The organism is Algibacter sp. (assembly GCF_039977455.1).
Classification (GTDB): Bacteria; Bacteroidota; Bacteroidia; order Flavobacteriales; family Flavobacteriaceae; genus Algibacter_B.
On sequence record NZ_JBDWDG010000032.1, the window covers coordinates 87,192 to 100,937 of the forward strand.

10 protein-coding genes are annotated in these 13,746 nt (G+C 33.4%); 4 read left to right on the forward strand and 6 right to left on the reverse strand.

The features are described from left to right. Positions 1-474 (forward strand): DUF3291 domain-containing protein, encoded by a 474-nt coding sequence (locus ABJM36_RS16250; RefSeq protein ID WP_348452625.1) that lies wholly within the window; start codon positions 1-3, stop codon positions 472-474. Positions 475-477: 3 nt separating this feature from the next. Continuing rightward, positions 478-1,383, forward strand: a complete 906-nt coding sequence (locus ABJM36_RS16255; protein WP_348452626.1) for a ribonuclease Z — start codon at positions 478-480, stop codon at positions 1,381-1,383. Here the strand turns inward: ABJM36_RS16255 and ABJM36_RS16260 are convergent. Then, positions 1,380-1,793 carry a hypothetical protein gene (locus ABJM36_RS16260; RefSeq protein ID WP_348452627.1) on the reverse strand — a complete coding sequence of 138 codons (414 nt, stop codon included), beginning with the start codon at positions 1,791-1,793 and terminating at the stop codon, positions 1,380-1,382. The two genes, ABJM36_RS16255 and ABJM36_RS16260, sit on opposite strands and share 4 nt — an antisense overlap. Before the next feature lie 203 nt (positions 1,794-1,996). Here ABJM36_RS16260 and pdxH point away from each other — a divergent pair, with 203 nt between their 5' ends. Together pdxH and ABJM36_RS16270 are read left to right on the forward strand one after the other, a co-directional pair. After that, a complete protein-coding gene (gene pdxH, locus ABJM36_RS16265) occupies positions 1,997-2,644 on the forward strand; it encodes a pyridoxamine 5'-phosphate oxidase (RefSeq protein WP_348452628.1) in 648 nt (215 codons plus the stop codon). A gap of 165 nt (positions 2,645-2,809) precedes the next feature. Then, the gene (locus ABJM36_RS16270; protein WP_348452629.1) at positions 2,810-3,307 is read left to right on the forward strand and encodes a CAP domain-containing protein; all 498 of its coding nucleotides are present in this window, start codon (positions 2,810-2,812) and stop codon (positions 3,305-3,307) included. Positions 3,308-3,500: 193 nt separating this feature from the next. Here the strand turns inward: ABJM36_RS16270 and ABJM36_RS16275 are convergent, their stop codons facing one another. From ABJM36_RS16275 to ABJM36_RS16295, 5 genes are all read right to left on the reverse strand, one after another. Beyond that, positions 3,501-3,860, reverse strand: coding sequence for a DUF1801 domain-containing protein (locus ABJM36_RS16275; RefSeq protein WP_348452630.1), 360 nt, complete (start codon positions 3,858-3,860; stop codon positions 3,501-3,503). A 213-nt stretch (positions 3,861-4,073) separates the two neighbouring features. Beyond that, positions 4,074-5,813, reverse strand: a complete 1,740-nt coding sequence (locus ABJM36_RS16280) for an OmpA family protein (protein WP_348452631.1) — start codon at positions 5,811-5,813, stop codon at positions 4,074-4,076. Between the two features lie 90 nt (positions 5,814-5,903). Further along, positions 5,904-7,799, reverse strand: coding sequence for an OmpA family protein (locus tag ABJM36_RS16285; RefSeq protein WP_348452633.1), 1,896 nt, complete (start codon positions 7,797-7,799; stop codon positions 5,904-5,906). 43 nt (positions 7,800-7,842) lie between these two features. Further along, positions 7,843-8,769, reverse strand: coding sequence for a type IX secretion system membrane protein PorP/SprF (locus ABJM36_RS16290; protein ID WP_348452635.1), 927 nt, complete (start codon positions 8,767-8,769; stop codon positions 7,843-7,845). 11 nt (positions 8,770-8,780) lie between these two features. Then, the coding region (locus tag ABJM36_RS16295) for a gliding motility-associated C-terminal domain-containing protein (RefSeq protein ID WP_348452637.1) at positions 8,781-13,746 on the reverse strand (4,966 nt) is incomplete at its 5' end.

Consider the following 13,746-nt stretch of genomic DNA (forward strand, 5'->3'; position numbering starts at 1 on the left):
ATGGATGAATATCATCTCGCTCAAGTTAATATTGCTAGACGATTAGCACCAATGGACGATCCAATTATGCAAGATTTTGTCAATAATGTGGATAAAATGAATGCTATTGCAGACGCGTCTGAAGGTTTTATTTGGCGTTTAAAGGATGAAGATAAAGACGAGGCTAATCTAGTTTTTAAAGATGATGACATTATAATTAATATATCCGTTTGGGAAAATTTAGATGCGCTCTTTAACTACACTTATAAATCTGGACACATAGAAGTTTTTAAACGTAAAAAAGAATGGTTTAGTAAAAAAATGAAATTGATGCATATGGCATTTTGGTATGTGCCAAAAGGCTATGAACCTACTTTTCAAGATGCTAAACACCGTTTAGATTTTTTAAACAAAAATGGCGATACACCTTATGCGTTTAGCTTTAAAAATAAATTTTCATTAGCGGAAGCCTTAACTTATAAAAAGCATTTGTAGCTTATGAAATTATCTATTTTAGGATGTTATAGCGCAACACCACGCACATTAAATAATACAACATCGCAGGTTTTAGAAATTAATAACCACATGTTTTTAATTGATTGTGGCGAAGGTACTCAAGTACAATTACGAAAACATAAAATTAAGTTTAACCGAATTAAACATATTTTTATTTCGCATTTACATGGCGATCATTTTTTTGGTTTGGTAGGTTTAATTTCTACGTTTAGACTACTTACACGTGAAACAGATTTACATATTTATGGTCCAAAGGGGATAAAAGAAATTGTGGTTTTACAAATGAAGTTAGCCGATTCCTGGACAAACTATAATTTGTATTTTCATGAATTAACTTCAACAAAATCAGAGTTAATTTTTGAAGATGATAAGGTAGAAGTTTTTACCATTCCACTAAACCATAGAATTTATACAAATGGCTATTTGTTTAAAGAAAAAGAAGGCTTGCGTAAATTAAAAATGAATGCTGTTGAAGATGCCAATATTAATATAGCATACTATAGAAAGCTTACTCAAGGTTTTGATGTTGAAAATGAAGATGGTGTTATGATAAGAAATGAAAGCGTTACAAAACCAGGTGCTAAACCTAAAAGTTATGCCTTTTGTAGTGACACGATGTATAAGGAAGATATTGTACCCCTTATAAAGGGTACGGATGTATTATATCACGAATCTACTTTTTTGGAACAACATGCACATTTAGCAGTAAAAACGAAACATTCTACTGCTAAAGAGGCTGCCTTGATTGCAAAACAAGCTGATATAGGCACTTTAATATTAGGACACTACTCAACACGTTATGGCAGTATTGATGCTTTTAAAGACGAAGCTAAAACCGTATTTAAAGCTGTAGAATTAGCGGAAGATGGTAAAAGTTTTGAATTTTAATTAAACTCATTTAAATTTAGGATCCAATCTATAGCTTGCTCTAAAGACATACAGCGTTTAATACTTAAATTAGTGAATTGTTTTTCTATTGAAGCATTCATATAAGTGGAGTTGTTATAAATAACAATAGCGCTTGCAATAAGATTATAACTACTTTTTTCAACTTTAGTCCAATTACTGGGATCAGTAGAGTAGTGGTTTATTCTGTTTGAAATATAGGCAAATTGAGTATCCTTACTATAAAAGTCTTGTAAAATTTCCATAACTTCAAAAAGTTTATCCCAATCATAATGAACTCCCTCATGTATTTCCCCAACGCAAAATTTATCGCAAATAAAAAAATTCCCGAAAGGCATTTCTAGTTTGGTGAATTTAAAAGTTTTAAAATTGGAGTAATTCGCAATGGTCATAATTGTTGCTTAGGGTTACGCGAAATTACTGAATTCTATAAAATAGGCCTTATAAAATGGGGTGTTTCTAAGATGTTTTAACAAAATTTAAGGCAGAAATATCGTTGTTTTGGGCTTCGAATATTGAACCCTTTATAAATGAGAATATTAAAAAAAATAAAAATGTATAGTAGTTTTTTTAAAAATCATTTAATTTGCATACTATGGAAAAAGATTTAAGTAATTATAGAAAATCTTACGAAAAAGGGGCATTGTTATTAGATGATGTTCCGGAAAATCCTATGGAATTATTTCAAAAGTGGTTTTACGAAGTTGATAAACATTTTACAGAAGACGAAACCAACGCCATGACCGTATCTACAGTTGGTTTGGATGGTTTCCCTAAAAACCGGGTTGTTTTACTTAAAAGATTCACGTACGAAGGTTTTATATTTTTCACGAATTATAATAGTGAAAAAGGTAGGGCTATAGCTGCTAATCCTAATGTCTGTATCTCTTTTTTTTGGCATGGTGCAGAACGACAAATTATTATAAAAGGTAAAGCTGAAAAAATCGCTAATAATTTAAGTGATGGTTATTTTGAGTCAAGACCTCGAGGTAGTCAGTTAGGAGCGATAGCTTCTAACCAAAGTGAACTTGTTCCAAATAGGCAGTTTTTAGAAAACAAGCTTAAGGATCTGGAATTGGAGTATGAAGGTAAAGATATTGAGAGACCAAATTATTGGGGTGGTTATATTATTAAGCCTGTTGAAATCGAATTTTGGCAGGGGCGACCAAATAGGCTCCACGATCGAATTCGGTATCAACTTCAAGAGGATTACAATTGGTTAGTAAATCGACTATCTCCTTAAAACAACGTTGAAATACATGAATTTCAATTCAAATTTTGTATTTCAACGATGAAAAACATATAAAATCGACGAAATACATGTTTTTAGACGATTTTAACATTTCATTAACGATTATTTCATAGTATAGGGTTAATTTTACAGAACCAAATCTAATTAACTTAACCTATGAAGTTATTTACAAAATTACCCGTAATAGCCTTATGTGCTGTTCTAACCTTTAGTTCATGTAGTACCGATAGCGATGAAAACAATTCTACAGACATTGAATTAAGTATTGTAGAGCAAGAAGCCAAAGCAATTGAAGTTGAAATTTTAGAGCTTATAAATACCCATAGATCTTCAGTAGGTTTAAATACGTTGTCTGAAATGAATATTGTAAAATCTGTAGCTTATAGTCACACAGATTATATGGTTGATAGTGGTGACGTCTCGCATCATAATTTTTTTACACGTAGCGACTATTTAAAGGCAAATGCAGGTGCTAAAAATGTTTCGGAAAATGTGGCTTATGGATATAGTTCGGCAGAGTCTGTTGTTAGAGCTTGGTTAAAAAGTGAAGCACATAAAGAAAATTTAGAAGGAGACTTTACAAATTTTGATGTATCGGCCGAAAAGAATGCAGAAGGTAGATGGTATTATACCAATATTTTTATAAAAAAATAAGGTTTATTGTTTAAAATACGTACTCAAAAAACCTTTTTAATAGCTTTAAAAATGTTTTAAATTAGTTATAATTAATAGCCCCAAATTAAAAACCTCTCGATCCGTGAGGTTTTTTTACGTTTATAGTTGAAGAATAAACATTTAATTTATTATTGTATGCCTTATTCATTAATTTAAGTAAATTTATAGACCATTAGGTTTTAATCTTACCCGTTCTGTATAAGTCTAAGGCTATATTTAATAAGAATTCAATGCGGTTTATTTCCAAATCCTTATTTGAGTTTATTCTGTAAATTTTCATTCGTTTCCTACTTCCTATTTCCAATTCAGGAGTATTTAAGTATTGGCCTTCAACAAAAAGTATATAAGGTTCTTCTGTTTTTTTATCCATCCATAAATAACAAAACATCTTATTTTTATAGCAAAAGCAAGGCATACCGTATTTTGTTGTTTCGGTTACATGTTCGTCCTGCTTTAAAATAATAGCCCGTAATGTTAACAAACAGCCTTTGTTTGGTTCTTGTTTATTAATATAAAAATTTTCGTTTTTCATAAAGTATTAAAACAAAAGACTATGGTCGTCTAAACTAGGTTCTTTATTTTTAATTAATTTACAAAAAAAGGATTTAATTTTTTATGGGGTAGCCAACAAGTTTTATACACGGGGTGTTAAATTTCTTTAACTCATAAAATTGTAAATTAAAAAACCATCAAAAGTTATTTCTTTTGATGGTTTTTTAGTTGATGTGATGTAGTTCGTTTGATATTAATTCATTTTTACTACATTAATCTGTGTGCGTCTATTTTGTTGATGTTGATCTTCAGTACATTTGGTGTTGCTATAGCAGTTATTTAATAGGTTTTCCTCACCAAAACCTTTATAGCTTGTTATTCTTATAGGATTGACACCTTTGGATACTAAATATTCATAAGTAGTAGTTGCTCTTTTTTGAGATAATTTGTCGTTATAAGTTTCAGGACCTCGAGCATCAGAATAAGATTCAATGGCTATAGTCATGTTTGGATAAATATTTACCATAGTATTTATAATATTATCCAAGGCTATTTTGTCTTGATTTCTAATGGAAGCACTATTAAAATTAAAGTAAATAGGAGCGAAATCAACCACCTTGGGGTCGTTTCCTTGGGTTTCATTACCATTATTTGGTGTTAAAGTTAAACTGTCGTTTTCAGGTATTACCTTCTTTATTGATTTAGGTTCTTCAAGTTTTAATTTTGTATTTCTTTCAAAAGCATAAATGTCATCGCTACCAGAACCACCTTTTCTATTGGATGCTAAATATCCAGATAATCCATCTTCGTCCATGAAAAATGAAAAATCGTCTTTACTCGAATTAACAGGTGTCCCTAGATTTATAACACTTACAATAATTTTATTTTCATCTGTAACAGTCCCATAAATATCTAGCAATCCTAATCCTGGGTGACCATCAGAAGAAAAGAATAGAACACCTTCAGTATTAACAAAGGGAAATTTTTCATTTTTATTAGTGTTTACAACACTACCAAGATTTTTAGGTTTACCAAAGACCCCATTATTGATATCGACATAATAAATATCTGAACCACCATGTCCTCCAGATCGGTCAGAAGTAAAATATAGCTTAGTTTCGTCTTCGCTTAAAGCAGGGTGTCCATTAGAAAAATGGTTACTATTAAAAGGTAATTCTTCAATGTTTTTCCATTTTCCTTTTACCAAAGTTGCCTTATATATTTTAAGGTTAGATATACCGTTATCATTGCCACCTAATACGTTTTTTATAAAATTTGTTCTGGAAAAATACATGGTTTTACCATCTTTAGTAATGGTAAGTGGACCATCATGATATATAGAGTTTACAGGGCCTTTTAATTTAGTTTTATTGCCAATAAGGGTATCGTTAGAGTTGGCATTTATGGCGTAAATATTTAAAAAAGGTTCTTCATTCCAGGAATTAATGTGTTTTTTGATATTGCCTTTATCTCTTGCAGAAGTAAAATAAATTTTATCACCGTGTTTATAGGCACCAAATTCACTGAATTTAGAATTGAACTTAACACTCTTTAAAGTAAATTGCTTTTTAGCATTAAAAATGGCATTTAAAAAATCTGAATCTTTTAGATATCTAGCCTCTTGAATATTTCCTCCAGCATCTTTAAACTGTTTCATTAATGTTCTAGACGTTTCGTAGTCGCCAACACCACGTAAAGCCTGTGAGTAGTTATAGTAATACTCGATAGGTACGTGGTTTTGTTTTACAGCCTTTTCGTAATAGATTACGGCACTATCTGGATTTCTTAAATAAGCATAACTGTCTGCTAATTGCCTTGTCGCATAATCTGTATTAATGCCTTGGTTTATTAAATTGTGGTACGCATTTGTAGCTTGCACAAAAGCAAACTTATTAAATAGGTTATCGGCTTTTTGTTGCTGAGCATTTTGTGCCCAACTAAACACTGATATTATCAGTGCTAAAACTGTTGCGGTATAGTTTTTTAATTTCATTTGGGGTCTTGTTTAATTAAAAAAATATTAAAATATAATATAGCAAACACATACTATTTGTTAGAATACATTTGCTTTACAATAATTTTTCTATTCCATTTTTACTACTATAAATTGTGTACGTCTGTTTAATTGATGATCTTTTTCTTCACATTTTTGACCATCTTCACAACCATTAGTTAATCTACGTTCTCCAAAACCTTCGTGCTCAGTAATTCTAGCAGGATCAATGCCTTTAGAAATTAAATACTTATAAGTACTATTGGCTCTATCAATAGAAAGTTTATCGTTGTATGATAGTGCTCCTCTAGAATCGGTATGCGATTCAATTCGGATTATCATTTCTGGATAGTCATTTTGCATGAGGTTCACAATTTTATTTAACTGTGCTTCGGCATCGGCCCTAATGGTATGGCTATCAAAGTTAAAGTAAATAGTATTTAAATCTATTTCTGCCAGCTTAACTACATCTTGAACTGGGTTAAGTAATAAGTTGGCTCCAATTGAAGTTAACTCTGTTTGTAAGTTTTTTGACGTAAATTCTCTATAATCTTCAATATATTTATCTTGATTGGCAACTATTTTGTAATCCTGGTTTCTATCTATATTAATTTGGAAATAACCGTTTTCATCGGTTTCCATAAAGGCAATCTGGTTATCGTTTTCGTCAAACAATGTAATTTTCGCCCCAACAATAGGGAACGTGTTAATGGCATCAGTAACCACACCTTCAACATGTAAAGCAGGTTCTCTATTAAAGGCATAAATATCATCACTTCCTCTACCACCTTGACGGTTAGATGCGAAATATCCAGTAATGCCATTTTGATTCATCGTAAAAGCAAAATCATCTTTATTAGAATTTAAAGGTACACCAAGGTTAATTACATCGACAATACTTTCTTCATCTTCACCTTTTATGGCGGCATAGATATCTAATAAACCTAAACCGGTATGACCATCGGAAGAGAAGAATAAAACCCCTTCATTATTTATAAAAGGAAATCCTTCTGCATTTTCTGTGTTAACCACATCTCCAAGGTTTTGAACGTTTCCTAATGTTCCATCAGGAGCAATATCGGCAGTCCAAATATCGGAGCCACCATAGGTCCCAGGTCTATCTGAAGTAAAATATAATTTTGTTTCATCAATATTTAAAGCGGCATGTTGTGTTGAAAATTCATCGCTATTAATGGAAAGGTCTTCTACGTTTGTCCATAAACTATCAACTTTGGTAGCGCGATAAATTTTCATATTGGTAAGTCCATTTTTATCTTTCAGCTCAATATCATCCTTGAAATTGTTTCTAGAAAAATACATGGTTTTACCATCTTTAGTGATAGCTACAGGACCATCATGATATATGGAGTTTATATCGCCCTTTAATTTGGCGGTATGATCTACATTTCTTTTTGAGCCAGCTTTGGTAACATAAATATCTAAAAAGGGCTGTTCATCCCAGCCATATAAGCGTTTAATAGCTACACCTTCATCCCTTGCCGATGCGAAATAAACTAAACCATCATGCTCGAAGGCTCCAAAATCGCTATATTTTGAATTAAAGCGTACACGATCTAAAAAATACTGTTGTTTTGCACCAAATACACTTGTTATAAAATTTAGGTCTTTCGAAAAATCATTGGTATCAAGAACCCCTCCTGAATCTTTGTAGCGCTGAAGCCATATTTGAGATTCGTCGTATTTTTTCATACCACGTAACGATTGAGCATATTTATAATAATATTCAACTGGAACGTCTTTTTGTTTTACGGCACTTTTATAATATCTAGATGCATTTCTAGGGTCTCTTAAAAGGGCATAACTATCCGCAAGTTTTCTGGTGGCATAGTTTCTGTTGTAATTATCCTGAACAAGTTCTCTGTAAAGTTTGGCAGCCTTAACAAAAGAGAATTTATTAAATAAAGTGTCTGCTCTCTTTTGTTTTCTTTGTTGAGGGAACATAGAAAGACTAAGCAATAAAGCCATACAAACTAATATGTAATTTTTAGTGATCATAGATAAGTTAGGATTAGAAATATCTTGGTGATTTTAATTTAGAACTTAAGAATTTAAACTCATACATAAGTAAAATTTCGTGTGTTCCTGTTGTATAATCTGCAATTTCTGATGTTGGTTTTTCATAGGCATATCCAACACGTAATTGTCTAGATACTTGAAAATCTACGATGCCACCAATGGCAGCAGTTTTTTCGTTTATTCGATATGAACCACCTACCCAAAATTTTTCGTTAAATAAGAAATTTGCAGTTAAATCGTAAGATACGGGAGCACCATTAGTTGCTTTAATTAATGTAGCTGGTTTAAATTTAATACTTTTTGTAAGATCAATAACACCACCTGCAGTAAAATAATAACTTATATTATCTAAAGCTTCAAAACTACGATTGTTATTACTACCATTATTTAATATTCTAGGAGCAGATAAACTTGCATAAACACGGTTAGTGCTCCAATAAATACCGGCACCAATATTTGGAGACCATCTATCCTCAGTTCCATATATTAAGGGGTCACTTTGGTTATCTTCATCCAATCTGAAATTGGTATCGAAACTAAATTGGGTAAAACCACCTTTTAAACCGAAGGCTAATTTTCCATTTCTTCCAGTTGGTATATTATATGAGAAATCTCCATATAAATACGTGAAATTTTGCGGACCTAAATCATCTTCAATTAATGACAAACCTAATCCAATTCTTTCATTTCTTAGCGGTGTATGAATTGATAACGTTTGTGTAATTGGTCCGCCTTTAAAACCGACCCATTGACTTCTATGCAATCCAACAACACTTAAAGCTTCTCTACTACCTGCATAAGCAGGATTAATTGAAATAGTGTTATACATGTACTGCGTAAATTGGGGTAATTGTTGGGCAACTCCAATCGTACAGCTTAATAATGCAATAGCGATTATATTAAATTTAATAAACTTCATAGGTTAAGTTTTTATTTGGTTCCTAAGTATACAGGACCAGTAATTGGGTCCAATCCACTATTTCTTAAGTTAATGATATAATAATATGTTCCGTTAGGTAATTTTCCATTGTTTCCGAAGGATGCTTTGGTTGAAGAACCATTCCATTTTCCGAATACTCCAAAAGCATTACCTTCTCTTTCACTTCCTAATGTGTATTCATTAGATTCGAAAACTAGTGCGCCCCAACGGTTAAATATTTTTACCTCTGCAACAAAGCCACATAAAGTAATACCTTCAATATCAAATGTTTCATTAAATTTATCACCATTTGGTGTTATAGCCGTTGAAATACTAATGTCTTTTGCGCCACAAGGTAATACTCTACATTTAGCATCAACTATCATTATTACATCGGTTATATTTAAACATCCGGATTGAAACCCAGTATGCCTTAAAATGTATTCCATACCCTCGGTATTAGGATTAAACTCTTCAGAATAAATAGTATCAAGATTGGTAGGGTCAAAGATGCTTCCATTTATGGTTGCTACAGGACTTCCTTCAATAAGCTCCCATGAACCACCAATTACATTTTCTGCTAAAAAGCCATCTAAGTTAACCACACCATTATCAAAGCATATATCTTGTGCAACCACTTCATTTATGATTTCATCAAGTGCTACATTTAATGTTTGTGTATAAACTTCTTGATTTCCGCATTCATCACTTACTGTCCATGTTCTTACAATTTGGTAATCTGCAATAACATTTTCATCAAAAGAATTTGTTTCATTAAATTCTTGGAATACCGTTGAAGAACAATTATCAGAAAATTCCATAGTTATGGCTTCCGGAATATCCGTACAACTCACATTTAGAACTGGTTCAAATTCTGTTGTAGGAATTGGAGCAGTGGTATCCTGAACAGTTATTATTTGGGTATGCGACGTTGTTAATCCACATTCATCGGTTGCTAAATAAGTACGTGCAAGGATATAATTTGAAGGACAATCGCCTTGCGTTCTTACATCACTTACTGTTACAATAGCTTCTCCACAATTATCCATTGCTGTTAGGGTGGATGGTTCTGGAACCATGTCACATTCCACGACTATATTTTCAGGTAAAGCATCAACAAACGTTGGAGCAGTGGTATCCTGAACAATAATATTTTGTGTATGCGTTGTTGTTAATCCACATTCATCCGTAGCCACCCATCTTCGTGTTATTGTATAGTTATTTGAGCAGCCTCCATTGGTTCTAGAATCCGTTATGCTAACTGTAGCATTACCACAAGTATCGGTAGCCGTTAATATTATTGGCTCTGGAATAGCATCACATTCAACAACTATATTGGGACTTGGTAAATTTTCGACAAAAACAGGTGGTGTGGTGTCTTGTACTGTTATAGTTTGAACATGAATATTTGAAACACCACAGTCATCGGTTGCAATATAAGAGCGCTTTATTACATAATTGTTAGGACAATTTCCATCAATTCTTTCATCTTGAACTGTTACTACTGCCGTACCACAATTATCGGTTGCTGTTAACGTTTCTGGTGCTATAATAGCATCACATTCTACAACGATATCTCCTGGTAATGTATCTTGATCGAATGTTGGAGCAATTGTATCTGCAATTGATATTACTTGATCTCTACTTACTGAATTCCCACATGCATCTGTTGCAGTCCAAGTACGAACAATAGTGTAAACACCGCTACATGTCCCATTAGTTCTAACATCATTATATGTAATAATTGGGTTTGGATCACAATTATCAATTGCTGTAGCTTCATTTAATGTTAATGGAGAAAAATCGTCACTACATTCTGCGGTTACACTTTCTGGTATTGTGATTACAGGTGGAGTTGTATCCTTAATTATATAAGTATACGTATAAACAATTTCATTTCCCGCACAGTCTGTATAAGTAAAGGTATATATCTTTTCACCTTCACAAACAGGATCTTCATTTTCTGTTATAATAGGTGTTATATTATTACCACAAGCATCTGTTAGCACAAGTGCTGTAGGTTGTAAGGCTTCTTCAAGACATTCTACGGTAGTACTATCGTTAGTAGGTGCTTCGGGAGCCGTTTTTTGAATGGTATATGTATAAACATAAACAGATTGGTTACCTGCACAATCGGTAAAGGTAAATGTATAAACTTTATCCCCTTCACAATCTGGATCGGGACTTTGAGTGATAACAGGAGTAATATCGTTACCACAAGGATCTGTTACGTCCGGAATTACTGGTTGTGTTGCATCTTCAATACATTCTATTATCGAACCATCATTTTGTGGAACAACTGGCGCAGTTGTTATATCAATAGTGTAAGTATATGTGAAAATAGATTCATTTCCAGCGCAATCCGTATATGAAAATGTATAAATCTTTTGACCTTCACAATCTGGATCTGGACTTTCAGTAATTACAGGTATAATTTCATTTCCACATGAATCAAATACTTCGGCCACTACAGGTTGCGTAGCATTAGCTAGACATTCTACTGTTGAGCTGTCATTATCTGGAACAATAGGGCCGTTTGGCACTTCGATAGTATAGGTGTAAATGAAAACCGATTCATTTCCTGCACAGTCCGTATAAATAAATGTGTAAATCTTTTCACCTTCACATTCAGGGTCTTGGTTTTGAGAAACTGTTGGTATAATAGCGTTTCCACAAGAATCTGTAACTATTGGTGCTATAGGTAAAACGGCATCGTCAATACAATTAACTGTAGAACCCGAATTATTTGGTACAACAGGTGCTACAGTAAGATTAATTTCATAGGTGTATTCCCAAATATCAGTATTTCCAGCACAGTCTGTATAAGTAAACGTGTATGTTTTGTTTCCTTCACATTGAAGATCTGTACTTTGAGTCATTACTGGTGTAATTTCATCTCCATTAGAGTCAAACACCGTTGGAGGTGTTGGAACAATAGCATCAGAGATACATTCAACAATTGAACTTTCATTTTCAGGGACTGTAAATGGTGCTAATTCAATTCCGTAAGTAAAGGTCCAATCTGCTGTGTTATTTGCACAATCGGTATAAGTGAATGTATAAATTACTGAGCCTTGGCAATCTGGAGTTTCAGATTTTGTTGGTTCGGATGGAGTAATTATGTTACCACAGTTATCTGTTACTGTTGGTGGTGTTGGTTCTACTGCGTCATCAAAATTATCAATAGGTTCAACCACATTGTCAGGCAAAATAAATGCATTAAGTTCTATGTTATAAGTATAGGTGTAAATGGCTTCATTTCCAGCACAGTCCGTATAAGTGAACGTGTATATTTTTTGACCTTCGCAAATAGGATCTGTACTTTCAGTAATTACAGGAACAATACTATCGCCACAAGCATTAGTTATTTCTGGTGCTTCAGGTTGAATAGCATTAGCTAGACATTGTACTGTAGATTCTGCATTATCAGGAACCGTAGGAGCAGTGGTTACATCGATAGTGTATGTATATGTATAAACCGAAACATTATTGGCACAATCTGTATACGTGAATGTATATATTTTTTCCCCTTCACAATCTGGATCTGCACTTTGTGTAATTACAGGTACTATATCATTACCACAAACATCCGTTACTTCTGGAGCAGTTGGTTGCGTAGCATTAGCAAGACATTCTACGGTTGAAGAATCATTAGCAGGAACAATAGGTGCATTTGCTACTTCAATGTTATATGTGTACGTATAAACCGCTTCGTTTCCAGCACAGTCTGTATAGGTGAACGTATATATTTTTTGACCTTCGCAATCAGGATCTGTACTTGAAGTAATTACAGGATCAATAGCATTTCCACAAGCATCATTAACACTAGGTGCAGTTGGTTGTGTAGCTTCTGCAAGACATTGTACTGTAGAACTATCATTTGTAGGTACCGTAGGTAATGTTATTGTATTAATTGTATACGTATATTCCCAAATACCGGTATTACCAGCACAATCGGTATATGTAAAGGTGTAAATTTTATCACCTTCACATTCAGGATCCGTACTTTGAGTCATTACCGGTGTAATTTCAGTACCATTGGCATCGTTAATTGTAGGAGGTACAGGTGCCGTGGCATCTGCTAAACATTCTACTGTAGAACTTTCGTTTTCTGGCACTGTAAAAGGTGCTAGTTCAATAGTATATGTGTATGTCCAATCCGCTGTATTATTAGCACAATCGGTATAAGTATATGTGTAAACTACCGAGCCTTGACAATCAGGAGTTTCTGATTTTGTTGGTTCTGACGGTGTAATTTCGTTACCACAGTTATCGGTAACCGTCGGTGGTGTAGGCTCAACAGCTTCATCTAAATTATCAACAGTTTCTATAGCATTAGGTGGTAAAATAAATGCATTAAGTTCTATGTTATAAGTATAGGTGTAAACGGCTTCGTTTCCAGCGCAATCCGTATAAGTGAACGTATATATTTTTTGACCTTCGCAAACAGGATCTGTACTTTCAGTTATTACAGGAACAATACTATCGCCACAAGCATTAGATAATTCTGGTGCAGTGGGCTGAACTGCATCGGCAAGACACTGTACTGTAGATTCATCGTTCTCTGGTACTAAAGGTGCTGTATTAACATCAATATTATATGTGTAGGTATAAACCGATACATTATCCGCACAATCTGTATACGTGAATGTATATATTTTTTCGCCTTCACAATCTGGATCTGCACTTTGTGTAATTACAGGTACTATATCATTACCACAGGCATCCGTTACTTCTGGAGCAGTTGGTTGCGTTGCATTAGCAAGACACTCTACGGTTGAAGAATCATTAGCCGGAACAATAGGTGCATTTGGTACTTCGATGGTATATGTGTACGTATAAACCGCTTCGTTTCCAGCACAGTCTGTATAGGTGAACGTATATATTTTTTGACCTTCGCAATCAGGATCTGTACTTGCAGTAATTACAGGATCAATAACATTTCCACAAGCATCATTAACACTAGGTGCAGTTGGT

Excerpts from the sequence above, each read along its gene's own strand:
- ABJM36_RS16250 (WP_348452625.1), top strand. The coding sequence starts at position 1 with ATGGATGAATATCATCTCGCTCAAGTTAATATTGCTAGACGATTAGCA.
- ABJM36_RS16255 (WP_348452626.1), top strand. The coding sequence starts at position 478 with ATGAAATTATCTATTTTAGGATGTTATAGCGCAACACCACGCACATTA.
- ABJM36_RS16260 (WP_348452627.1), bottom strand. The coding sequence starts at position 1,793 with ATGACCATTGCGAATTACTCCAATTTTAAAACTTTTAAATTCACCAAA.
- pdxH (WP_348452628.1), top strand. The coding sequence starts at position 1,997 with ATGGAAAAAGATTTAAGTAATTATAGAAAATCTTACGAAAAAGGGGCA.
- ABJM36_RS16270 (WP_348452629.1), top strand. The coding sequence starts at position 2,810 with ATGAAGTTATTTACAAAATTACCCGTAATAGCCTTATGTGCTGTTCTA.
- ABJM36_RS16275 (WP_348452630.1), bottom strand. The coding sequence starts at position 3,860 with ATGAAAAACGAAAATTTTTATATTAATAAACAAGAACCAAACAAAGGC.
- ABJM36_RS16280 (WP_348452631.1), bottom strand. The coding sequence starts at position 5,813 with ATGAAATTAAAAAACTATACCGCAACAGTTTTAGCACTGATAATATCA.
- ABJM36_RS16285 (WP_348452633.1), bottom strand. The coding sequence starts at position 7,799 with ATGGCTTTATTGCTTAGTCTTTCTATGTTCCCTCAACAAAGAAAACAA.
- ABJM36_RS16290 (WP_348452635.1), bottom strand. The coding sequence starts at position 8,769 with ATGAAGTTTATTAAATTTAATATAATCGCTATTGCATTATTAAGCTGT.